The 21326-nt window shown below is 66.6% G+C and carries 22 protein-coding genes; 10 read left to right on the plus strand and 12 right to left on the minus strand.

Annotated elements, in window-relative coordinates; genetic code table 11:
• Positions 1 to 7: 7 nt before the first annotated feature.
• From A7U43_RS15700 to A7U43_RS29720, 3 genes are all read right to left on the minus strand, one after another.
• Positions 8 to 1126, minus strand: coding sequence for an esterase family protein (locus tag A7U43_RS15700; RefSeq protein WP_067997031.1), 1119 nt, complete (start codon positions 1124 to 1126; stop codon positions 8 to 10).
• An 80-nt stretch (positions 1127 to 1206) separates the two neighbouring features.
• Positions 1207 to 1953: a peroxide stress protein YaaA gene (gene yaaA, locus A7U43_RS15705; protein WP_067997035.1), complete on the minus strand. Its 747-nt coding sequence runs from the start codon at positions 1951 to 1953 to the stop codon at positions 1207 to 1209.
• A 44-nt stretch (positions 1954 to 1997) separates the two neighbouring features.
• A complete protein-coding gene (locus A7U43_RS29720; RefSeq protein ID WP_156525933.1) occupies positions 1998 to 2450 on the minus strand; it encodes a hypothetical protein in 453 nt (150 codons plus the stop codon).
• Positions 2451 to 2465: 15 nt separating this feature from the next.
• On the opposite strand from A7U43_RS29720, the gene A7U43_RS15710 reads away from it, so the two are divergent.
• The gene (locus A7U43_RS15710; RefSeq protein ID WP_082902156.1) at positions 2466 to 2723 is read left to right on the plus strand and encodes a hypothetical protein; all 258 of its coding nucleotides are present in this window, start codon (positions 2466 to 2468) and stop codon (positions 2721 to 2723) included.
• A gap of 7 nt (positions 2724 to 2730) precedes the next feature.
• Here the strand turns inward: A7U43_RS15710 and A7U43_RS15715 are convergent, their stop codons facing one another.
• Entirely contained in the window at positions 2731 to 3405 is a 675-nt protein-coding gene (locus A7U43_RS15715; protein ID WP_067997038.1) for a FadR/GntR family transcriptional regulator, read from the minus strand.
• A gap of 26 nt (positions 3406 to 3431) precedes the next feature.
• Between A7U43_RS15715 and A7U43_RS15720 the strand changes: the two genes are divergently transcribed.
• A complete protein-coding gene (locus A7U43_RS15720; RefSeq protein WP_082902157.1) occupies positions 3432 to 4718 on the plus strand; it encodes an MFS transporter in 1287 nt (428 codons plus the stop codon).
• A 5-nt stretch (positions 4719 to 4723) separates the two neighbouring features.
• Here A7U43_RS15720 and A7U43_RS15725 read toward each other — a convergent pair whose 3' ends face one another.
• From A7U43_RS15725 to A7U43_RS15745, 5 genes are all read right to left on the minus strand, one after another.
• Positions 4724 to 5299, minus strand: a complete 576-nt coding sequence (locus A7U43_RS15725; RefSeq protein ID WP_067997041.1) for a C40 family peptidase — start codon at positions 5297 to 5299, stop codon at positions 4724 to 4726.
• Positions 5300 to 5543: 244 nt separating this feature from the next.
• A complete protein-coding gene (locus A7U43_RS15730; RefSeq protein WP_067991450.1) occupies positions 5544 to 5978 on the minus strand; it encodes a DUF5078 domain-containing protein in 435 nt (144 codons plus the stop codon).
• Between the two features lie 11 nt (positions 5979 to 5989).
• A complete protein-coding gene (locus A7U43_RS15735) occupies positions 5990 to 6313 on the minus strand; it encodes a DUF732 domain-containing protein (RefSeq protein ID WP_418287652.1) in 324 nt (107 codons plus the stop codon).
• 2 nt (positions 6314 to 6315) lie between these two features.
• Complete coding sequence (locus A7U43_RS15740; RefSeq protein WP_067997044.1) at positions 6316 to 9219, minus strand: MMPL/RND family transporter; 2904 nt, start codon at positions 9217 to 9219, stop codon at positions 6316 to 6318.
• On the minus strand, positions 9216 to 9650 hold the full coding sequence (locus A7U43_RS15745; protein WP_067997047.1) for an MmpS family transport accessory protein: 435 nt from the start codon (positions 9648 to 9650) through the stop codon (positions 9216 to 9218). Before A7U43_RS15745 ends, A7U43_RS15740 begins: the two co-directional genes overlap by 4 nt.
• A 270-nt stretch (positions 9651 to 9920) precedes the next feature.
• Between A7U43_RS15745 and A7U43_RS15750 the strand changes: the two genes are divergently transcribed.
• From A7U43_RS15750 to A7U43_RS15760, 3 genes are all read left to right on the plus strand, one after another.
• Complete coding sequence (locus A7U43_RS15750; RefSeq protein WP_156525934.1) at positions 9921 to 10457, plus strand: hypothetical protein; 537 nt, start codon at positions 9921 to 9923, stop codon at positions 10455 to 10457.
• Positions 10458 to 10605: 148 nt separating this feature from the next.
• Positions 10606 to 11793: an acyltransferase family protein gene (locus A7U43_RS15755; RefSeq protein WP_067997050.1), complete on the plus strand. Its 1188-nt coding sequence runs from the start codon at positions 10606 to 10608 to the stop codon at positions 11791 to 11793.
• 76 nt (positions 11794 to 11869) lie between these two features.
• On the plus strand, positions 11870 to 12553 hold the full coding sequence (locus A7U43_RS15760) for an Rv0518 family GDSL lipase (protein ID WP_067997054.1): 684 nt from the start codon (positions 11870 to 11872) through the stop codon (positions 12551 to 12553).
• Here A7U43_RS15760 and A7U43_RS15765 read toward each other — a convergent pair.
• On the minus strand, positions 12550 to 13209 hold the full coding sequence (locus A7U43_RS15765; RefSeq protein WP_067997056.1) for an MOSC domain-containing protein: 660 nt from the start codon (positions 13207 to 13209) through the stop codon (positions 12550 to 12552). The two genes, A7U43_RS15760 and A7U43_RS15765, sit on opposite strands and share 4 nt — an antisense overlap.
• A 54-nt stretch (positions 13210 to 13263) precedes the next feature.
• Here A7U43_RS15765 and A7U43_RS15770 point away from each other — a divergent pair, with 54 nt between their 5' ends.
• The 3 genes from A7U43_RS15770 to A7U43_RS15780 all read left to right on the plus strand — a co-directional run bounded on the left by A7U43_RS15770 (position 13264) and on the right by A7U43_RS15780 (position 16701).
• Complete coding sequence (locus A7U43_RS15770) at positions 13264 to 14406, plus strand: alkaline phosphatase family protein (RefSeq protein WP_068002824.1); 1143 nt, start codon at positions 13264 to 13266, stop codon at positions 14404 to 14406.
• Between the two features lie 74 nt (positions 14407 to 14480).
• Positions 14481 to 15440 carry an o-succinylbenzoate synthase gene (locus A7U43_RS15775; RefSeq protein ID WP_067997057.1) on the plus strand — a complete coding sequence of 320 codons (960 nt, stop codon included), beginning with the start codon at positions 14481 to 14483 and terminating at the stop codon, positions 15438 to 15440.
• A gap of 4 nt (positions 15441 to 15444) precedes the next feature.
• Positions 15445 to 16701: a cytochrome P450 gene (locus A7U43_RS15780; protein ID WP_067997060.1), complete on the plus strand. Its 1257-nt coding sequence runs from the start codon at positions 15445 to 15447 to the stop codon at positions 16699 to 16701.
• A 17-nt stretch (positions 16702 to 16718) separates the two neighbouring features.
• On the opposite strand, the gene A7U43_RS15785 is transcribed toward A7U43_RS15780, so the two are convergent.
• Positions 16719 to 18311 (minus strand): HNH endonuclease signature motif containing protein, encoded by a 1593-nt coding sequence (locus tag A7U43_RS15785; RefSeq protein ID WP_082902426.1) that lies wholly within the window; start codon positions 18309 to 18311, stop codon positions 16719 to 16721.
• Between the two features lie 133 nt (positions 18312 to 18444).
• On the opposite strand from A7U43_RS15785, the gene A7U43_RS15790 reads away from it, so the two are divergent.
• Positions 18445 to 19728, plus strand: a complete 1284-nt coding sequence (locus A7U43_RS15790) for an IS481 family transposase (protein ID WP_067995862.1) — start codon at positions 18445 to 18447, stop codon at positions 19726 to 19728.
• Positions 19729 to 19825: 97 nt separating this feature from the next.
• Here A7U43_RS15790 and A7U43_RS15795 read toward each other — a convergent pair whose 3' ends face one another.
• Positions 19826 to 20719, minus strand: coding sequence for an aminoglycoside phosphotransferase family protein (locus A7U43_RS15795; protein ID WP_067997065.1), 894 nt, complete (start codon positions 20717 to 20719; stop codon positions 19826 to 19828).
• A 74-nt stretch (positions 20720 to 20793) separates the two neighbouring features.
• Here A7U43_RS15795 and tpx point away from each other — a divergent pair, with 74 nt between their 5' ends.
• Positions 20794 to 21288, plus strand: a complete 495-nt coding sequence (gene tpx / locus A7U43_RS15800; RefSeq protein WP_068002826.1) for a thiol peroxidase — start codon at positions 20794 to 20796, stop codon at positions 21286 to 21288.
• The last annotated feature ends 38 nt before the right edge of the window (positions 21289 to 21326 follow it).

The raw sequence follows: 21326 nt of genomic DNA on the forward strand, positions 1-21326 counted from the left end.
GGAATGCTCAGGCGGGTCGGCTCGCGACCGGCACGCGCACCGCGGGGGCCGGTGCCACCGGCGCCACCACCGCGGGTACGGGAAGCGCGGGTGCGACAGCTCCCGGGGCCGGAACCGCCGGGACGGGAGCCGGCGCGGCAGGCGGCGGAGCGGGTGGCGTGACACCCAGTACGCGCAGCAGGTCGGGTTTCATCGCGAGCAGCTGTGCGCCCCAGTAACCCCAGCTGTGGGTGCCGTCCTTGGGGAAGTTGAACACCCCGTTGCGCCCGCCTGCAGCCAGATAGCGTTGCTGGAACGTCTTATTGGTGTTGAGCGTGATGTTCTCCAAGAACTGCGAACTGAACATCCCGCCGAAATCGCCCCCGGTGTCGAGATCGGATGGTGTGCCGTCACCGCAGTACACCCAGACCGCGGTGCGGTTGGCCGCCAGCATGGCGACGTTGACCATGGGGTCGTTGCGGCGCCAGGCCGGGTCGCTGGTCTGCCCCCACATATCGGTGGCGTTGTAGCCACCGGCGTCGCGCATGGCCAGACCGATCAGCGTCGGCCACAGGCCCAGTGACGGGTTGACGAAGCCGGACAGCGATGCGGCGAAGATGAACTGGGCGGGATGCCAAATGGCCAGGGTGAGCGCGGAGCCGCCCGACATCGACAGGCCGACAACGGCATTGCCGACCGGGCTGACACCCCGGTTGGCGGCCAGCCAGGCCGGCAGTTCCTGGGTGAGGAACGTTTCCCACTTGTAGGTGATGGGGCCTGAGCTGCCGACAGCGGGCTGATACCAGTCGGTGTAGAAGCTGGATTGTCCACCGACGGGCATCACCATCGAGAGCCCGGAATCGTGATACCACTCGAACGCGGCGGTGTTGATATCCCACCCGCTGAAATCGTCCTGTGCGCGCAGGCCGTCCAACAGATAGATGGCATGTGGTCCGCCACCCTGAAATTCGACCCGGATGTTGCGGCCCATCGCCGCCGAGGGGATGTCCAGCTGCTCGATGGGCAGCCCGGGGCGGGAGAACGCGGTGGCCGGTGGTGCGCCGGTCAGCGACCCGAGGACCACCGTCGCCACGGCGGCCGACACGCCTCGGCGCAGCCACCGCCGCATCGTTGTCGAAGGCGTCATACCCGGCAAGGTAACAAAGCCGCGGGAGTGACCGTCCGTCCGACGCGGGCTGTGATCGCGTTGTTATGTAACGGTTTAACTCAGGCCGGGACCACGATGACGAGGTCGTTGCCGGTGCGCTCGACCTGCATGCCGGCTTTGCGGGCAACGGCCGCGACCTTGGCCGCGTCATCGGGGTCGGATCTGCCGGCGGCCAGCGCGCGGGCCAGTTTGCCCTTGTGCGCCTTGTTGAAATGGCTGACGACGGTCCGGTGCCCGTCCGGGTGTTCGGCCAGTACATTGACCCGGACCGCGCCGTCGATCCTGCCGAGTGCGGCGTAGGACCCGGAGCGCAGATCCACCACCAGGTCCTGGGTGGCGATCTCGGCCAGCACCGGTTCCAGCACCGGCTTCCAGCGGGCGCCCAGCGTGGGTCGGCCGGGCAATTTGGACGATGCGGACAATCGGTACGGGGGTATCGGATCGTCGGCGCGCAGCAGCCCGAAGAGTGCCGAGCCGATGGCCAGCCGGGCCCGCGCCCGTGTTGCGCTCGCGCCGCGCAGCGATCCGATGTCCAGGGCGTCGTAGAGCACTCCGGTGTAGCGATCGATCGCCGGCAGTGTCGCGGCGGCCATCAGCGCCGCGTTGCGCGCTATCTCGGCGTCCTGTTTCGCGGTCAGCCCGAGCGCGCGCCGGCACGCGGGGACGTCGGCGGCAAGGCCGACGATGTCGTCGACGAGTTCGGTGCGCAGGGCGGTCAGCCCGGTATAGCTGAGCCGGTCGAGGCGCAACGGCGGACCGTCGCCCCCGGACCGTTTCGTCTCCGACGGCGGCAGCAGCACGATCACGCAGAGAGATTATCCGAGGCCGGGGGACCGTCCGGACCGCGCCTTCAAGCAAGCGCTTGGTTGAGGCAATCGGCGCGGTCATGACAATTCGCTGTATTACCCCGATTATGGCAGCAGAGGATGCGAGTTTGTTCGGACAGTGGCCGCAGAACGCAATACCGTGTGCCGGGCGTTGCCGAGAATATTGACAATCGCGCATTGAATATCCGACTATCGGCGTGTTCGATCAGGTGTTGGTCGGTGCGGGGGTCGATCGAGAGTTTGTTGCAGCTGCGGTGCAGAAGGATCGCAGAAGGATTGCAGAACGAAGTAAAGGAACCGGTAGTGGAGTCGACCCGCGGGAAGTCTGCGATCATCGACATCGTCGGGCGGGCGGGCTTGGATCGGTGCGGTGCTTTAGCTGCCGCCGTTGTTTGTCCGGCCATGAGCATCGACTCCGCAAATTCCGAGTCCAGGATTCGATCGCACGTCGGCCGCCTGTCGCGGTCGGCGAACATGACAGGGGAGCTCTCGTGACAGCTCAGGACATTGTCGGTGCCGACTCCGGTGATTCCGACGATCACGGCATCGCGGTGGATGTGCGTGTTCGGGTGCATGCCGGCACCGATGACGAGGCGGCCGGACTCATCGTCGACGACTTCGGCGACAGCGCAGGCTATTCCGTGGACATCGGCGACAACCACATCGCCGATCCGGCTCGCCGCTGGGCGGTGCTGCTCGACACCGGATCGTTGACCTTCGTCAACAGCGACGCACTGACCCCGGAGTAACGCGGGTTCAGCTCCCGCCGGGCAGTCCGTCCAGCAGTTCGTCGAGGAAGCCGCCGGCCTCGCGACCCGCCCGTGCGGTGTCCCGCGCGGCGATCGCCTCGATCAGCCCTCGGTGCCGGGCGAATTCGGCGATGGGCTGCACGGCTTTGGTGGTGATGACGCTGGCCGACACCACCTCGGTCAGACCCCGGTAGAGCGCGGTGAGCACCGCATTGTGCGAACTCCTGACCACCGCGAAGTGCAGTGCGGCATCGGCCCTGGCGAAGTCGTCGCCGCCTTCTGCGCGCAACGCCTCGCTGCGATCCAGTAACGTCCACAGCTCGTCGAGGTCGTCGGCTGTCCGAGCGGTCGCGGCCAGTCGGGCGCCTTCGACCTCCAGGCATCGCCGGACCTGGAGCACATCGCGGAACTCGGTGCCGCACAACCGCTGAAGCGCGCCCGAGACCTCGCTGGTGGCTCGGACGTAGGTGCCGTCGCCCTGGCGGACTTCGAGGATGCCGCTGTGTGCGAGTGCCCGCACCGCCTCGCGCACGGTGTTGCGGCCGACCCCCAGCGTCTCGGCAAGTGCGGGTTCGGTCGGGATTCTGGTGTCGACCGGCCATTCGCCGGTGCTTACCGAGGAACGCAGCTGTTCGATCACCTGGTCGACCAACCCGGTGCGACGCGTAGTGGCCAACGGCACAGAAACCCCTTTCATCCAATCATCGGATGTATGGCAGGGTAGTCCAGGTGATTGGAAGTCGCCACACGAGCGCGCTCGACGACCGTGCGTCCGAACTCGACGGATCGGCACTCGACCGATCGGTGAAGGCGCGACCTTCCACGACGGCGGCCGGGGGTGCGCTGCTGGTCGTGGCGGTCGTCCTCACCGCGTTGAATCTGCGGCCCGCGATCACCAGCGTCGGGCCGTTGCTCGCGGATATGCGCGGTGATCTGGGCGCCTCGGCGCTGTGGGCCGGAGTGCTGACCACCTTGCCCGGGTTGTGCTTTGCCGCGGCGGGCCTCACGGCGCCGTGGTTGGCTCGTCGTTTCGGCATCGATTCGGCGATCGCGGGCGCGCTGCTGGTGCTCACCACCGGGCTGTTGCTCCGGGTGATCGACGCTCCGCACGTCGTCATCGGTGGGACGCTGGTCGCCACCGCGGGCATCGCGCTGATCAATGTCTTGATCCCGGTGGTCATCAAGAGCTCCTTCCCCGCCCGCATCGGCCTGATGACCGGGATCTACACCGCGGCATTGCAGGGTGGTGGGGCGGCCGGCTCCGCCGTCACACCGGCGCTCGACGAGATGCTCGGCGGCTGGCGGTTCGCGCTGGGCGCTTGGGCCGTGCTGGCGGCCGCGGCCTTGGTCGTCTGGCTGTCGGCGATGCTGCGCAACCGGGCCACCCGCCCGCCGGCTCCCCGGGTCGAGGCCGTCGCCGCGGCGGGGCGCTCCCTGCTGCGCAGCAGGTTGGCCTGGATCATCACCGGGTTCTTCGGTTGCCAGTCGCTACTGGCCTATGTGGTCATGGGCTGGTTGCCGCAGGTGTTCATCGACAATGGCCTCAGCAAGGGCGACGCCGGCCTACTGCTGGGTCTCAACGCCGTCATTGCCGTGCCCATCAGCATCGTGGTGGCCCCACTGGCCTCGCGGCGCCCCAGCCAGAGCGGCTGGATCGTCGGTCTGGGCGTGCTCGGCATCACCGGAGTGGCGGGTCTGGCCATCGCGCCCGCCGCCGCACCCGTGTTGTGGACGGTGTTGCTCGGACTCGGCATGAGCGTGTTCTCGCTCGCGCTGGCCGTCATCGCGCTGCGTGCTCGCAACGCCGCGGACACCGCGCGGTTGTCCGGCATGGTCCAGGGGTTGGGTTATCTGCTGGCCGGTATCGGCCCGTTCGCGTTCGGGCTGCTCCACGAACTCAGCGGCGGCTGGACGGTGCCCTGGATGATGGTGCTGGGGATCTACGTGATCCAGATCGTCCTGGGGGCCCTTGCGGGCCGGCCCAGGTACGTCTGAACGAGTTACAGCGGGAATGTTGCCGGAGCCGGCGGGAGACCCTCGGGCGCCGGCGGCGGCGGTGCCATCGGATCCAGCGGGGGTGGCGGTGCGACGTCCAGCGGAACGGGCGGCTGCGCGCCGGCCGGCGGCGGCAATTCGGCGGGCGGCGGGGGAGCGAAGCCCGGCGGAGGCGGCGGGATCATGCCCTCGGGCGCGGGCTGCCCGGACGGTTCCATCGGCAGGTACATGTGCTTGGTGAACTGAGGTTGGTAGGCACCGCCGCCGCCGATCTTGACACCGCCGCCCTCCCCGGAGGAAACCGGTGTGCCGTCGGGCAGGGTGACCGCCGTGTGGCCCCCGTTCCAGCCGATGACGAGCGCGCCGGGCTGGGTGCCGTACTTGAAGCCGCGGGCCAGCAGGGCGCTCTCCTGGTTGCCGGTGTTGAACCGGTCACCGAACACCGGACGGTTCGTCGCGGCGTTGCTGACCCAGGATGCCAGGCCTGAGCAATCGGTGCCGGCAGGGGTGTCCCCGCCGGAGATGTATGGCGTCCCTGACACCTGGCTCACCAACGCCAGAAGTGAAGCTACAGCAAACATGCGGACGGACGTTAACAGAGGCGTTTGTAAGCGGGCAAAATTCTGTGACCCCCTTCACATCTCGGCAAAGTGCCAGCGCAACTCACAAAACAGCGAGTGAACGGCCTTGCGCGGGGCCCAGATTCGAAGGGCTACGTGCATTGATCTTGAGTTCTCGCAAAGTCAATGCGGGGCGAAGTCGAAACATGGCGGAGCGAAACGTGTTGTGCCGGTCAATCATTCAAAAGTGTTGCGGCACAGATGCTTACCAGACCCAGACGGACATGTCGTCGGGTGGGTAGTTCATGCAGACCGCGGTGGAGTGAGCGACGACGCCCTTGTTGTTGAAGAAGATCTTGGCCCAGTTGGGCCAGTTCCAGGCCAGCTGTTCGTAGAAGGCGTTGGTGGCGGTGTCTTCGGAGTATTGGCGCCGCCCGGCGTAGTCCATGGAGAAGAACCAGTGGATGCGGTCCTGCACGGCGCGGTGCACCTCGGGGGACTTGTTGTTGTAGTCGATCATGTAGCGCTCGTAGTAGACCGGGTCGGTGTCGCGGGTGGCGGCCAGGATCTGCTCGGCGGTGCACGGGGTGTGCAGGATCTTGCGCGGGATGGGGTAGTCCTCGGTGGCATCGGCGCCGGCGACCGGGGCCAGGGTGAGTGCGGCGGCGGCCGCGAGTCCGGCCAGTGTGAGCTTTTTCATGGGTGCTCCTTCTACTGAGTGAGCAGGACGCGTTTGTCGGGGCAGTAGTAGTTCATTGCCGCGCCGAGGAATTGGTAGGCCTGTTCGGTGCTGGAGCCGCGCAGCAGCTGATCGGAGACGAACTTCGCCGAGTCCTGGGCGGTGACGTCGACGCCGCGGTCCAGGCGTTTGCAGGCGATCTTGCCGATCCAGGCGTTGAAGTCCTTCTGCCCGTAGATCCCGTAGGTGTGCAGCTCCCTGGCGAAATCACTGTCCGGATCGGCCTGCGCCGGCGCTGCCAACAGGATCGCCGCGGCGGCGGTGAACATCGCTGCCCATGGGGTTTTCAACATCATCGTCAACTCGTCTCCTGCCCAGAGTGTCCGGCCGGGACCGGTTCCGGCTTGGGCCACGGCACCGGCACCGGTCGTTTGCGCACCGTGGTCGGCCACCAGAACCATTTACCCAACAGCGCCGCGATGGACGGTGTCATGAACGCCCGGATCACCAACGTGTCGAACAGCAGACCCAGACCGATCGTGGTGCCCACCTGTCCGATCACCGTCAACTCACTGACCGCCATCGACATCATCGTGAACGCGAACACCAGACCCGCCGAGGTCACCACCGAACCGGTGCCGCCCATCGCACGGATGATGCCGGTGTTCACGCCGGCGTGTATCTCTTCTTTCAGTCGCGCGACCAGCAGCAGGTTGTAGTCCGCGCCGACGGCCAGCAGCACGATCACCGCCATCGCCAACACCATCCAGTGCAGCGGGATCCCGATGATGTGCTGCCAGATGAGCACGGACAGACCGAACGCCGAACCGAGCGAGATCGTGACCGTGCCGACGATGACCGCGGCCGCCACCACGCTTCGGGTGATGATCAGCATGATGATGAAAATCAGCCCGATGGAGGCGATTCCGGCGATGATGAGATCCCACTTGGATCCCTCGGCCATGTCCTTGAACACCGAGGCCGTGCCGGCGAGGTACACCCGGGAACCTTCCAGCGGGGTGCCCTTGATGGCTTCCTTGGCGGCCTGCTTGATCGCCTCGATGTGTGCGATACCCTCCGGACTCATCGGGTCGCCCTCGTGGCTGATGATGAATCGGACGGCGTGCCCGTTGGGGGACAGAAAGTTCTTCATCCCGCGCTTGAAGTCTTCGTTCTCGAAGGTCTCCGGCGGCAGGTAGAAGGAATCGTCGTTCTGCGCGGCGTCGAAGGCCTCACCCATGGCCGACGAGTTGTCCTGCATCGCCGACATCTGATCCTGGATGCCCTTCTGGGTCTGATACATGGTCAGCATGTAGGTCTTCATATTCTTCATCGTCGCGATCATCGACGGCATCAACGCGACCATCTGCGGCATCAACGCGTTGAGCCGCTCCATGTCCGGAATGATCGCCTGGATGTCATCGGTCATGACGTCGATACCGTCGAGGGTGTCGAAGATGGAGCGCAGCGCCCAGCAGCCGGGAATGTTGAAACAGTGCGGTTCCCAGTAGAAATAGTTGCGGATCGGCCGGAAGAAATCGTCGAAATTGCTGATGTTGTCCCGCAATTCGGCGATATCGAGCGTCATCGCCTTCATCTTGGTGACCATGGAATTCGTCACCGCGGCCATCTGCACGGTGATGGCGCTCATCTTTTCCATGTTGGTGATGGTCGACTGCATGTCGTCGGCCTGCTTGAGCATGTCGGCCATCATGTCCTGCTGGTACTTCTCGTTCATTTTCTGCGTGGTGCCCTGCATGCTGATCTGGAACGGGATCGAGGTGTGCTCGATCGGGGTCCCCTGCGGACGCGTGATCGCCTGGACCCGGCCGACTCCGGGCACCCGGAAGACCGACTTGGCGATCTTGTCGATCACCAGGAAGTCCGCGGAGTTGCGCAGATCGTGATCGCTCTCGATCAGCAGCAGTTCCGGGTTCATCCGGGCCTGGGAGAAATGCCGGTCCGCGGCGGCGTACCCGACGTTCGCGGGCAGGTCCTGCGGGAGATATTTGCGGTCGTTGTAGTTGGTCTGGTAGCCGGGCAATGCCAGCAGCCCGATCATCGACAGCGCAATGGTCGCCACCAGGACCGGTCCTGGCCAGCGCACGATGACGGCACCGATCTTGCGCCAACCGCGGGTCCGCATGGTGCGCTTGGGTTCCAGCGTTTTGCCGAATCTGCTGGCGACCGAGATGACTGCGGGCCCCAACGTGAGGGCGGCGAGCACGGCGACCACCATGCCGATGGACAGCGGGATACCCAGCGACACGAAGTACGGCAGCTTGGTGAAGTGCAGGCAGAACGTGGCGCCGGCGATGGTCAGGCCCGAGCCGAGTACGACGTGCGCGGTGCCGTGGAACATGGTGTAGTACGCGGATTCCCGGTCTTCACCGTCGCCGCGTGCCTCTTGATATCGGCCTATCAGGAAGATCGCGTAGTCGGTGGAGGCGGCGATGGCCAGGGTCACCAGCAGGTTCACCGCGAACATCGAGAGACCGATGATTTCGTGATAGCCCAGGAAGGCCACCACGCCGCGGGTGATGCCGAGTTCGACGACGACCATCGCCAACACCAGCACCGTGGTGACCAGGGATCGGTAGATGATCAGCAGCATCACGATGATGACGGTGAAGGTCAGCATCTCGATCACCTGGACACTGCGATCGCTGGCGATGTGCTGGTCGGCGGCCAGCGCCGAGGGACCGGTCACATATGCCCGCACGCCGGGTGGCGGAGTGAGCCCGCCGACGATCTCCTGAGCCGCTTCCACCGACTCGTTGGCCAGCGCCTCGCCCTGGTTACCCGCGAGATACACCTGGACGTAGGCGGCTTTGCCGTCGGCGCTCTGCGCCCCGGATGCGGTCAGCGGGTCGCCCCAGAAATCCTGGACGTGTTCGACGTGTTTGGTATCGGCTTCCAGCTTGTCGATCATGTCGTCGTAGAACGCGTGCGCCGCCTCGCCCAGCGGTTCGTCGCCCTCGAGCACGATCATGGCCGAACTGTCGGACTTGAATTCCTCGAAGACCGAACCCACCCGCTTCATGGCGATCATCGAGGGCGCGCTCTCCGGGCTCATCGACACGGCGCGCATCTGCCCGACCTCTTCGAGCTGCGGGACGACGGTGTTCAGGATCACCAGCAGGGCGATCCAGCCCAGGATGATCGGTACGGCGAGCGTGCGGATGGTGCGGGGGATGAGCCCGCGGTGCTGGGGTTCGGCGACCGGGATGGCGTCGGTGCGCGGCTCGCTGCGCTCGCTCATGCGCTCTTGACCAGGCAGTAGGTGTGGGCGCCGACGCCGTTGACGGTGCGTTCGTCCTTCACCTCGTCATCGACGGTGATCCGGCACGACAACGTGCTGCCATCACCTTGACCCGAGATGGTCGGGAACACCGAGGGCGCGGTGGTGCTCAGCGTGATCTCCCACGGCAGGGTCACATTGTCGGCGCGCACCGGACGGGCATCGAGATCCATGTAGTTGACGTTGGCCGTGGCGCCGGGCTCACCCCACACCTCGTACTTGACGACCTTCGGGTCGAACGGCTCGGTGTCATCGGAGGCGCTGTTCTCCGTCGAGATGTACCCGGGACCGGTTCCGAAGAACGTCCGCACCCGCATCACGGTGAACGTCGCGACCAGCACCACCGCCACGATGACCAGAGGGATCCACGCGCGTTTCAGAATCGTCGCCATCGAGAATCGAGTTCCCCCGCTGCCTGTTCTCACCCCGTCGTGACCTGCCGGGCGCCGTTGAAGACCGGTCGAGGCCGGCGTGGTCGAAAACCCTCACCTTCGCCAGAGATTAGCTTAGGTAAGTGAGAGCTTAGCCCCTATAACAGAGTTACGTCTCGTCGATATCGCGTCCGCGCCGAGCAAACGCCCGCTGCGCTCCCGACCTGCGATGACTGTGACGCTACCCACGGAATTCCGGTTTGCGCCGATCCCGGCCTACCCTGGCTTGACATGGGGTTGAAACTGCCGATGATCACCGCAGCCGGGCTCGCTGTCGCCGGATTGATCGCCGCCGGACCCGCGGTGGCCGAGCCCGCCGAGCCGGCACCCCCGGCGCCGCCGGCGAGTGCGGAGCCCGCCGCTCCGGCGGCCCCGCGCAACGTCATCGACAAGGACGGCACCTACCGGGTGGGCAGCGATATCGTGCCCGGCGTGTACGCCTCGGCCGGGCCGTTCCCCGACGGCACCTGCTCGTGGCGGCGGATGGCACCGGTCGTCACCGAAGGCGAACCCGGCGAAACGCTGGATCGGGCATTCACCAAACAACCCCAGATCGTGGAGATCAAGCCCGACGACGGCGCATTCAAGACCACCGGGTGCCAGCCGTGGACACTGACCAACCAGCCGCCGCCCCCGCCCGGCATGTCCCCGGTGATGGCCGCGCTGCAGTGGAAGCTCTATATGGACACGCTGAACCGCAACGCTGCCCAGTACGAGGCGAACCCGCCCCAGCCTGCACCCGCGCCGCCTTCCGCGCCCGGATCGTGACTCCCAGCAACCACCCGGTCTCGGGCTCACGCAGCCACGCCGCTGGCGCTGTTATTCTTCGATGGCTGCCGGCTGTCTGGACGTAGGGGAGCGGTCCGCCCGGTCAGCGCGTAAGCGCAAGTAAAAACCGGAACCCGGAAAGAGTGTCGTGCGCAGCGGAGAAATCAAGGCCCTCACCGGTCTTCGTCTCTTCGCCGCCGTGTGGGTGGTGTTCTTCCACTTCCGCCCTCTGCTGGAGCAGGCGGCACCCGACGTCAGCTCCGCGCTGGCACCCGTGCTCAACAGCGGAGCCCAGGGCGTCGACCTCTTCTTCATCCTCAGTGGCTTCGTCCTGGCCTGGAATTATCTGGACCGGATGGGGCCGTCCTGGTCCACCCGCGACACCGTGCACTTTCTCTGGATGCGGCTGGCCCGAGTGTGGCCGGTTTACCTGGTCACGTTGCATCTGGCCGCGTTGTGGATCATCTTCACGCTCAACGTCGGACACGTCCCCGCAGAGAACGCCGACACCCTGACCGCCACCAGCTACATCCGTCAGCTCTTTCTGGTCCAACTGTGGTTCCAGCCGTACTTCGACGGTTCCAGCTGGGACGGTCCGGCCTGGTCGATCAGCGCCGAATGGTTGGCGTATCTGATTTTCGGCTTCCTGGCGCTGGTGATTTTCCGGCTGGCGCGGGCCACCCGCGCCCGCAGCCTGTTGTTGCTGGCGTTCGCCACCACCCTGCCGCCGGTGATGTTTCTCTTGGCCAGCGGTCAGTTCTACACACCGTGGAGCTGGCTGCCGCGGATCCTGTTGCAGTTCACTGCCGGGGCCATCGCGTGCGCGGCGGTCCGGCGCCTCGATCCCAGCGACCGCACCCGGATGCTGGCCGGGGTGGGCGCATCGGTGTCGGTGGCGATGATCATCGCCACCTTGTACTGGCTGGATGCTCACCCGATACCTGATGTGATCGACAGCGGCGGTGTGGTGGATCTGCTATTCGTCCCGCTGGTGGTGATGCTGGCCATCGGGGCCGGGACGTTGCCCAGGTTGCTGTCCACCCGGGTGCTGGTCTACGGCGGACAGATCTCGTTCAGCCTGTACATGGTTCACGAACTCGTGCACACCGCGTGGAACTGGACGGCCGAGCAGTTCGGGCTGATCTTGGCCGGTCCGGCCGGACCGTGGTTGCTGACGGCGGTCTTCGCGGTGACATTGGGTTGTTCTGCGCTGCTGTACCACGCGGTGGAGGAGCCGGCTCGGCACTGGATGCGACGCATGGTGGACATCAGAGGCACGGTCCCGGCGATGAAGTCTGCCGACAGCGGACGGGTCGAGCCGAAGTTGTCGGCCTGACGCGAATACTTTTGTGCGGCAGTTTATCTGCACGTTCCAGTAGGCTTTTCCCGGGTACTTCGAGCAGGAGGATGTCGTGCGCCGTGTGGCCGTGGTGGTGGTCTCGCTCGCTCTGTTGATCGCCGGGGTTCCGCCGAGTGCACCATCGGTGCAGCTCGCGGGGCGGGAGTCGACGCTCAGCAGAATCGCGGTGATCAGCGACTCATACACCACCGGTACCGATCTCGGTGGTCTCGGCGTCAACGGGTGGCCGTCCTTGGCTTGGCGGATCCTGGCCGAGGAGGGCAGGCCGGTGGCGGCCGATGTGGCGGCGGAGGGGCGTGCCGGCTACGGCGTGCGCGGTGATCACAACAGCACCTTCGGTGATCTGACCGCGCGGGCGGTCCGACCCGATGACGCCGTCGTGGTGTTCTTCGGATCCCGTAACGACCAGCCGGTCGACGCGATCGAGGTGGCCGGATTGGCCAGGAACGCTTTCGAACTTGCGCGACGCCGAGCGCCGACCGCTCGCTTCCTGGTGATCGGGCCCCCGTGGCCCACGGCCGATGTGCCGGTCCGGATCATGCAGATCCGCGATGCCCTGGCGATCGTCGCCCAGGCCTCGGGGGCCAGGTTCGTCGATCCGCTCGTCGAACGCTGGTTCGTCGGCAGGCCCGAACTGATCGGGGTCGACGGGGTGCATCCCACCGACAGCGGCCATCGCTACATTGCCGAGCGCATCGCCGGGCTCATCGCGGCGGAGCTGCCCGCGGCACGTTAGGCGTGCGCGCGACGGCGCGCCTTGTCCTTCAAGGGTTCCGGCAGAGCCTCGGCGACGAGCAATGCGGGTAGCAGGCTGGGATCCGTCATCATCGCGCGGAAGACCACCGCGATCGTCACGTCATGGTCGGGGCGTTCGAGGATCCGGATCGAATCGCCGGCCCGCACCGGCCCGGGGGTGATGACCCGCAGGTAGGCGCCGGGCATGCCGCGATCGGTGAACGTCTTGATCCAGCCGTCGATCTCCAACCATTTCGCGAAGGTGCGGCAGGGCGTACGGGGCCGGGTCACCTCGAGCACCAGCCCGCCGTCACCGACGGCCCACCGCTCGCCGATGACCGCGTTGGTGACATCGATACCCGCGGTCGTCAGGTTCTCACCGAAGACACCATTGCCGATCTGACGGTCGAGTTCGCTCTCCCAGGCGTCGAGATCCTCCCTGGCGTAGGCGTACACGGCCTGGTCGTCGCCGCCGTGGTGCTTCTGCTCACTCACCAGGTCGCCGACCAGTCCGCTGCCCAACCCGCCCCGCATGGGACCGGGCGCGCGCACCTCGACGGCCGCTGGCGCGGGCCGTTTGTCGATACCGGTCGGCTTCTTCAAGGTATCGGGGTTGGTGCGCGGGTGGGCGATGTTGACTGTCAGCACGCTCGACATGCGGTCAGCCTAGTGGCACCCGCCGACCGCGGCCTCCCGCATAATCTGGCAGCCATGTTCGTCACTCCGCGGTATGGCACCGGCGCCCTCGCCGATCTGGTCCCATCGGTCCTCGGCGTGCTGGGGGTGGCCGGGGAATCCGACCGGATCGGGCTCGGGCTCGACGGGGTGCGCCGGGTGGCCATCCTGTTGGTCGACGGTATGGGTGCCGAACTTGTCGCGGCCCGACCCGAGGCCGCACCGTTTCTGGCCGACCTGCCGGCGCGCTCGTTGACCGCGGGTTTCCCGAGTACCACGGTGGCAAGCCTGGCGTCGCTGGGTACCGGCTTGCCCGGTGGTGAGCACGGACTTGTCGGTTACCTGCTGGCGGTGCCCGATCATGATCGGCTGATGAACCCGCTGAAATGGCGGCTGATGGGTGAGGGACCCAAGGTTGATCTGCTCAAAGAGGTTGTCCCCGAGCAATTTCAGCCATCGGCGACGGCGTTCGAGAGGGCAGCCGCCGATGGCGTGGTGGTGACCCAGGTAGCGCCGATGTACCAGGCGGGTTCGGGACTGACCCGAGCGGCGTTGCGCGGCGGCGATTTCCGGCCCAGCTTCTCGTCCGGCGACCTGGTGCAGGGGGTGATCGACGCGCTCGCCGCCGGGGACCGCAGCCTCGTCTACGCCTACCACGGCGACCTGGATCTGACCGGACATGTGCGGGGACCGGCATCCGAGTCGTGGGCGCTGGAGCTTCAGCAGATCGACCTGACGATCCGCCTGATCACCGAGCGCTTGCCACCCGGCTCCGCGCTGATCGTCACCGCGGATCACGGCATGGTGCACGTCGGCGATCCGGTGGATTTCGATCAGCGCGCCGACCTGCGTGCCGGTGTGCGCGCATTGGGCGGCGAGCCCCGCGCACGACATGTGTACACCGACGCCGGGGCGGCCCCCGATGTCGCAGCGGCCTGGCGGGAGGCACTGGGCACCGATTTCACGGTCCTGACCCGTGCCGAGGTGATCGGCGCCGGCTGGTTCGGGCCGACCGTGCTGACCCCGGTGCAACCGCGGATCGGCGATGTCGTGGTGGTGGCCGACGGTGACCGCGCCATCATCCGGTCCGGCGCCGAACCGCTGCAGTCCCGGCTCGTCGGACACCACGGTTCGCTGACGCCCGCCGAGATGCTCGTGCCGCTGTACGCGCTTCGGTGATGTCAGCCCGCACTCCGGGGTGTTTTCCGTCGCTGTGCTCGTCGTGGCACGAACTCGACTAGCGTGCAGTTCTTGTGCAGACGCTGATCGACCTGGACACCGCACCGGTGTTCGCCATCCCCTTCCGCGACGGCGCCACCACACACGAAGGCGTCCTGGTGGAGGGACCGCAGGGCTGGGGGGAGTTCAGCCCACCGCCTGGCTGCCCCGACCGTCTGCTGGTGCGTTGGCTGACCGCGGCCACCGAGCCCGGCACCGTCGGGTGGCCGGATGCCCGACGCGGACGGGTACCGGTGGCCGTGACCGTGCCCGCAACGAACCCGGAACGCGCCTATGACCTGGTGACGGCATCCGGTTGCCGGACGGCGTGCGTCGAGGTCGCCGATCCGGCCGGCACACCCGCCGATGACGTTGCCCGTGTCGCGGCAGTGCGCGACGCGCTGGGCCCGGACGGTCGCATCCGCTGTGACGCCAAGGGCAGGTGGTCGGTCGATGCCGCGGCAACCGCCATCCCGGTGCTCGATCACGCGGCAGGGGGGCTCGAGTTCGTCCAGCAGCCGTGCCGGCACACCGCGGAACTCGCCGCGCTACGAGGGCGGGTCGATGTTCCGATCGCCATCCACGAATCTCTGGAGCAGTCGTTGGGGGATCCCGCGCTGACCCAGGCCGCCGATATCGCCGTTCTGCACTGCGGGTCGCTGGGCGGCGCGCGGCGGGCACTGCGGATCGCCGAGTCATGCGGGTTGCCGTGCACCGTCACCTCGGGCATCGAAACGAGCATCGGTGTGGCGGCCGGAGTGGCATTGGCCGGCGCCCTGCCGGACCTGCCGTACGCCGGCACCCTGGGATCCGGCACGCTGCTGGACGGGGATCTGGTGGCCGACTCCCGCAGACTGATTCCCGACGACGGCTTTCTACCGGTTGCGCCCATGTCGCCGGCTCCGTTGCCGGAGTTGCTGGACCGGTATACGGTGTCCGATCCGGACAGAATCCGGTGGTGGCGGTCACGGCTGGAAAGCGCAATTGCACAATGAGGAGATGACTTCGGTGTCCGAACCGGCGGTCCTGTTGGGGCAGGCCCTTGCTCCGTCGAACCGTGTCGACCCCTACCCGGCGTATCGCGCGTTGCGTGAACACGGTCCGCTGCAGATTCCCGAGATCAGTCTGACCGTATTGACTTCCTACGCCGATTGCGATGCCGCGATTCGGCATCCGGCCTCGTCCAGTGACCGGATGAAATCCGCCATTGCGCAACGCCAGATCGCCGCCGGTGAGGAACCCCGACCGTTCGGGCTGGCCGGCCTGGTCGACAAGCGCCGCACCCCGGCATTCCTGTTCCTGGATCCACCGGACCACACCCGGCTGCGCAAGCTGGTGGCCAAGGCGTTCGCACCGCGGGTGATCAACGAGCTGCGCAACGAGATCGTCGCGACCGTCGACGGACTGTTGGATACCGCGGAGGAGCGCGGCGAATTCGATGCGGTCAGCGGCCTTGCCTACCCGGTTGCGGTGGCGGTGATCTGCCGGTTGCTCGGCGTGCCGGTCGAGGATGAACCCAAATTCGGGCACGCGTCCACCCTGCTCGCCCAGACCGTCGATCCCTTCCTGACGGCGACCGGCGATGTGCCCGAGGGGTTCACCGATCGCATCGAGGCCGGCAAGTGGCTCCGCAAGTATTTCCGCGAGCTGATCAGCCGGCGCCGCAGCAGCCCCGGCGACGATTTGATCTCCGCGATGATCGCGGTGGAGGAATCCGGCGACCAGCTCAGCGAGGACGAGATCATCTCGACCTGCAACCTGCTGTTGATCGCCGGACACGAGTCGACGGTGAGTCTGATGGCGACCTCGGTGCTGGCGATGCTGCGGGACCGTACGCAGTGGACGGCGTTGGGGGCCGATCCGTCGCGGGCACTGCGCGTCATCGAGGAGACGTTGCGCTTCGACCCGCCCGCTCAGCTGTTGGGCCGGGTAGCCGCCGAGGAGATGAAGCTCGGGGACACCGTGATCCCCGAGGGCGACACCATCATCGTGCTGCTGGCCGCCGCGCACCGCGATCCGTTGGTCAATGAGAATCCGGATGTCTTCGATCCCGACCGGGCCAATATCAGACACCTCGGTTTCGGGCACGGCGCCCACTTCTGTCTGGGTGCGCCGCTGGTCCGCCTGGAAGCCTCGATCGCATTGTCCGCGGTGACAAGGCGATTCCCGCAGGCTGTGCTCGGCGGTGACCCTCAGTACAAGCCGAACGTGACGTTGCGCGGGATGTTGTCGTTGCCGGTCAGTGTGACGGGCTGAGTCGCGTCGCTTCGCTCTCAGAAGGGCGGGTCGCTGTCGCTGTGGGTGTGTTCGAGGGCGCGGGCGGTGGCGTTGTGTGCTCGTTCGGCTTTGATGCGTTGGGCGCGGTCTTGGGCGTGGGTGCGGGGGCGGACCGGCATTGTCGTTCGGGTGCGGACGGTGTGGCGATCGGTGTCGTCGAGGAGGGTGATCGCGCGTCTGCGGGGGACGGGTGTGTGGATGTTCCGGTGCGGGAACAGGATTGCCGCACCGGGAGCCTTGGTGTAGGTATTCCCGGTGGGTGCGTGCCAGTGCATGCTGCCGTCGGGTTTCGCGGTGGGTTCCCAGCCGCTGAACGTTTTGAGCATATGGTGCAGACGACATAGCGGGGCCAGGTTGGCGGGGTGGGTGGCCCCGGCCGGCCACGGGATCAGATGATCCAGATCGCAGCGGTGCGCTGCCCGGCTGCAGCCAGGAAATGAGCAGGTCATGGCGCGCATCCGGACGAACGCGGTCAGCGCGGCCGAGGGCCGGTATCGGGGTTCGGTGGGCAGGGCGGCGATCTCGGTGAGCGGCTGTACCTTGGCGCCCCCGGTGGCCAGTTCGGCGAGTAGGTGTGCGGGGATGATGGCGCCGTCGAGCATCACTGCGGGGCTGGGATTGCAGGCCGCGGGGGCCGCGGGGTCAGATTCCGCGGCCGGTGTCTGCGGCTCGGAGTCACCGCCGGATTCAGGCACGGTCTCGGTGTCGGGCTGGGATTCCGGGCTGCCCGCCGCACCCGCCACACCCTGCTGGGGTGTGTCCTGGCCGGCGGCGGGGATCTGATCGGCCAGCGCATAGATCGTCACCGCCCCGGCGCGGGGGTCTTTCCCGCTGCCCTCGCAGTCGGGGTTCCCGCACGCGCAGGTCAGGCGCTCCAACGTGGGGCCGACCGCCCCCAGCGCGGCCAACGCGGCCGCCCGCAGTTCCCCGCGGCGGCGCGGATCGTTCGGGCAGACGGTGTCGGCGAGGGCGTTGAGCCGTTGTTCGAGGACCTTTGTGTCGGTGACCCGCAGCCGACCCCAGAACGAGGCAACCCCGTTCGGGTCGTCCTTATCGTCGAACTCCACATACAGGTCCTTGGCGGCCCGACGAGACCTCACGACGGCGTCGGGGTCGAATTTCTCCACCCACACGTCGACGGCGGTGATCAGCTGCTTTTCCGAATGCGCCCCGTACTCGCCGGCCTCGGCGGCGATCGCGGTGTCGATCAGGGCCAGCGCATCCGTGTCCTCGACGAGGTGGGTGCGCCAGGTGATGGCATCGATCACCGTCGCCGACACTGTCCCCGACGCGAGCAGGGCGGCGGTGCGGGGCAGCCGGTCACGCAACGCTTGGGCGATGCGCATCTGCTTGGACGCCGCATACGGGTTCAGGTTGCAGGCCGCCGCCACCTGCGCTTGCGCCCAGGCCCACCCGTCGATCACCTGATGGGCGTGATCATCGTCCTCGCCATCGCACTGGCGGGCGATCACCTCACCGATCAACGCCAACCGCTCCGCGGCCGCCATCGCCTCGGCCCGGGTCGCGGCCGTCAACGCGGACACGAGCGCCTCATCGCCCATCTCCGCCAACCCGACCCTATCGAACATGTGTGCGATTTTACCGGCGCGGTCCGACATTCCGCGTGTCATGTCTCAAGACATCGGTGACAGTTCTGCATCAGGACATCGGTGACACTTCGAGGGTTCTTGGTGGTGACACTTCTGCGCCGAGGCTGCGGGGGTGGCTGTCAATGAACCCATCGATCCTCGTGTCCGCCTCGCGATCTCTCAGTGGCCTGATGACGCGCCGCGTGGGGCGGTCTCGACGTTCTGCGCCGAGCATGGCATATCACGAAATTCGTTCTACGAGTTACGTAAACGCGCCAAGACTGACGGGCCGGCTGCGGTTCTCGAACCTCGGACACGCCGACCGAAGTCGAGCCCGTCGACGCTGAGCGATGAGGTCAAAACCCGCGCCGTGGCCGTGCGGTCCGCGCTGGAGGTCTCCGGTCTGGATCACGGGCCGATCAGCGTGTACGAGAAGATGCGCGCGATGGGCCTCGATGAGGTTCCGTCCACAGCCGCGCTGTCGCGCATCTTCCGTGAGGCTGGTGTGGCTCGTGTGGAGCCGAAGAAGAAGCCCCGCTCGGCGTGGCGACGGTTTGTCTATCCGTGCCCGAACGCGTGCTGGCAACTCGACGCCACCGGGTACGTGCTCACTAGTGGACGCACGTGTGTGATCTTCCAACTCATCGATGACCACTCCCGCTACGCGGTCGCCTCGCACGTGGCCTGGAGCGAAACCGCCGAGGCGGCGATCGCCGTGGTCGACAAAGCGATCGCCACCCATGGCGTGCCCCAACGGCTGCTGACCGACAACGGATCAGCGCTGAACCCGTCACGGCGAGGATATGTGGGCCAACTCGTCGCTCACGTGAGCGCACTCGGAATCGAGGCGATCACCGGAAAGCCCTACAAACCAACCACGCAGGGCAAAAACGAACGCTTCCACCAGACCCTGTTCCGCTACCTCGACAAGCAGCCATTGGCCGACACACTGGCCGAGCTCCAAGCCCAGGTCGATGCCTTCGACCACATCTACAACACCGAGCGCCCCCATCAAGGCCTGCCCGGGCGCATCACCCCGCTTACCGCCTGGGAAGGGACCCCCAAGGCAGATCCACCCCGCCCCACAATCGATCGGCCGGCCTATGCACAGCCCGTCCCGAAGCGATACCAATTCCCGCGAGCACAGTCGCCCGTCGATCTGCCCGCCAACACCGTCATCCGGACGGTGGGCTCCATAGGCAACATCAGCTTGGACTCCGTCAGCTACCGAGTCGACGCACAACGCGCCTTCCAGCAAGTCCTGGTTGTCAGCGTCGACGACAAGGTCATCGTGACCGACCTGCACGGCGAAGTCCTCATCGAACACACCCGACCCGCACCGGGCGTGAAGTACGTCGGCAACGGACGCCCCCGCGGTCCGCGCCTCAAAAACGAGAAACCGTCACCGATGTCCTGATACATCAACTGTCACCGATGTCCTGATGCAGAACTGTCACCGATGTCCTGATACATCACACCGACATTCCGCGGCGGAGGGATGAATCCGATCCCGGCTATTCCTGGACCGCCTTGGCGACGGTCACGCAGGTGGTCAGCCATTTCGCGTCCGGCGTCTCGTTCTCGGTGAGTTCCCACATCGCGTTGTGCATCGTCCGTACGATCACCCACGCCCGCGCGCGGTCGACGTCCAATCCGGCGGCCTCGGCCACGGTGTAGAAACGGCGCCGCACACCTTCGCGGACGTAACCGGCGAGCTCACCCCAGCGGTCCCACAGCATCGGTGCGATCTCGTAGTGCGGATCGCCGCTCATCGGCTTGGGGTCGATGACCAGCCATGGCTCGCGGTCGGCGGCCAGGACATTCTCGTAGTGCAGATCGCCATGGATGAGCGTCCCGGTGCTCGCCGGGTCCGAGACCAGATCGGCGCTCAGGGTGAGCGCCTGTTCGACCAGACGGTGCGGCAGCGCGGCACTGCGTGGCAGGGCCGCGAGGTCTGCGCTCCACCTCTCGATGTATCCGGCCAGCGGGCGCAGCTGGGGTGGTGCCGGAACATGGATCCGGCGATACAGACCTGCCACGATCTCGCACGCCTCGAGATCCCAGACGTCATTGAGATTTCGCGCATGCAGCCGCTCTAGCAGCATCGCGCGGCGGTACGGGTTCGCACGCAGCAGCCGGACGGTTCCCTTGCCGTCCCAGCGGCGCAGTGCAAGGTGTTCGTGCTCGGACTCATCATCGGGAAAGGCGACCTTGAGCATGGCCGGAGTCCTGTCCGCGGTCCGGACCGGCAGGACGATCGAGCAGAATCCGTGTTGTGCCGCGCCGTCGGCGGTGAGCTGCCACTCCTGGATCTGGCTGCTCACGGACGTGGGGAGCTCGTCGACCCAGCGCTGCCATGCGGGTCCGCGGCCGGCCATCGCGAGGACCCCGTCGGGCAGCACGATCACAATCCGATGGTGCCACGCACCGTGATGGACCCCTGGGACACATGACCGGCGTCGGCTTTGACAGACTGGTCGGCATGGCACAGATCACCCTCAAGGGAAACCCCATCAACACCGTTGGCGAGCTGCCGGCTGTCGGCTCGTCCGCCCCGGCCTTCACCCTGACCGGCACCGACCTCGGCGCGGTCAGCAGTGACCAGTTCAGCGGCAAGCCTGTGCTGCTCAACATCTTCCCGTCGGTGGACACCCCGGTGTGCGCCACCAGCGTGCGAACCTTCAACGAGCGCGCCGCCGCCGGTGGAGCGACCGTGCTCAACGTGTCCAAGGACCTGCCGTTCGCGCAGAGTCGCTTCTGCGGTGCGGAGGGCATCGAGAACGTGGTGACCGCCTCGGCGTTCCGGGACAGCTTCGGAGACGACTACGGGATCACCATCACCGATGGCCCGATGGCGGGTCTGCTCGGCCGGGCCGTCGTGGTCATCGGCGCCGACGGCAACGTCGCCTACGCGGAGCTGGTGCCCGAGATTGCCCAGGAGCCTGACTACGATGCCGCGCTCGCCGCTCTGAAGTAATCCGGTTTGCCGCAACGGCACCGGTCAGCGCCGCCCTC

Source organism: Mycobacterium adipatum, assembly GCF_001644575.1.
Taxonomy (GTDB): domain Bacteria; phylum Actinomycetota; class Actinomycetes; order Mycobacteriales; family Mycobacteriaceae; genus Mycobacterium; species Mycobacterium adipatum.

Coding starts and splice junctions, on each gene's coding strand:
- A7U43_RS15700 (WP_067997031.1), bottom strand. CDS start 1,126: ATGACGCCTTCGACAACGATGCGGCGGTGGCTGCGCCGAGGCGTGTCG.
- A7U43_RS29720 (WP_156525933.1), bottom strand. CDS start 2,450: ATGTTCGCCGACCGCGACAGGCGGCCGACGTGCGATCGAATCCTGGAC.
- A7U43_RS15720 (WP_082902157.1), top strand. CDS start 3,432: ATGTATGGCAGGGTAGTCCAGGTGATTGGAAGTCGCCACACGAGCGCG.
- A7U43_RS15725 (WP_067997041.1), bottom strand. CDS start 5,299: ATGTTTGCTGTAGCTTCACTTCTGGCGTTGGTGAGCCAGGTGTCAGGG.
- A7U43_RS15730 (WP_067991450.1), bottom strand. CDS start 5,978: ATGAAAAAGCTCACACTGGCCGGACTCGCGGCCGCCGCCGCACTCACC.
- A7U43_RS15735 (WP_418287652.1), bottom strand. CDS start 6,313: ATGATGTTGAAAACCCCATGGGCAGCGATGTTCACCGCCGCCGCGGCG.
- A7U43_RS15740 (WP_067997044.1), bottom strand. CDS start 9,219: ATGAGCGAGCGCAGCGAGCCGCGCACCGACGCCATCCCGGTCGCCGAA.
- A7U43_RS15745 (WP_067997047.1), bottom strand. CDS start 9,650: ATGGCGACGATTCTGAAACGCGCGTGGATCCCTCTGGTCATCGTGGCG.
- A7U43_RS15750 (WP_156525934.1), top strand. CDS start 9,921: ATGGGGTTGAAACTGCCGATGATCACCGCAGCCGGGCTCGCTGTCGCC.
- A7U43_RS15765 (WP_067997056.1), bottom strand. CDS start 13,209: ATGTCGAGCGTGCTGACAGTCAACATCGCCCACCCGCGCACCAACCCC.
- A7U43_RS15770 (WP_068002824.1), top strand. CDS start 13,264: ATGTTCGTCACTCCGCGGTATGGCACCGGCGCCCTCGCCGATCTGGTC.
- A7U43_RS15780 (WP_067997060.1), top strand. CDS start 15,445: ATGACTTCGGTGTCCGAACCGGCGGTCCTGTTGGGGCAGGCCCTTGCT.
- A7U43_RS15785 (WP_082902426.1), bottom strand. CDS start 18,311: ATGTTCGATAGGGTCGGGTTGGCGGAGATGGGCGATGAGGCGCTCGTG.
- tpx (WP_068002826.1), top strand. CDS start 20,794: ATGGCACAGATCACCCTCAAGGGAAACCCCATCAACACCGTTGGCGAG.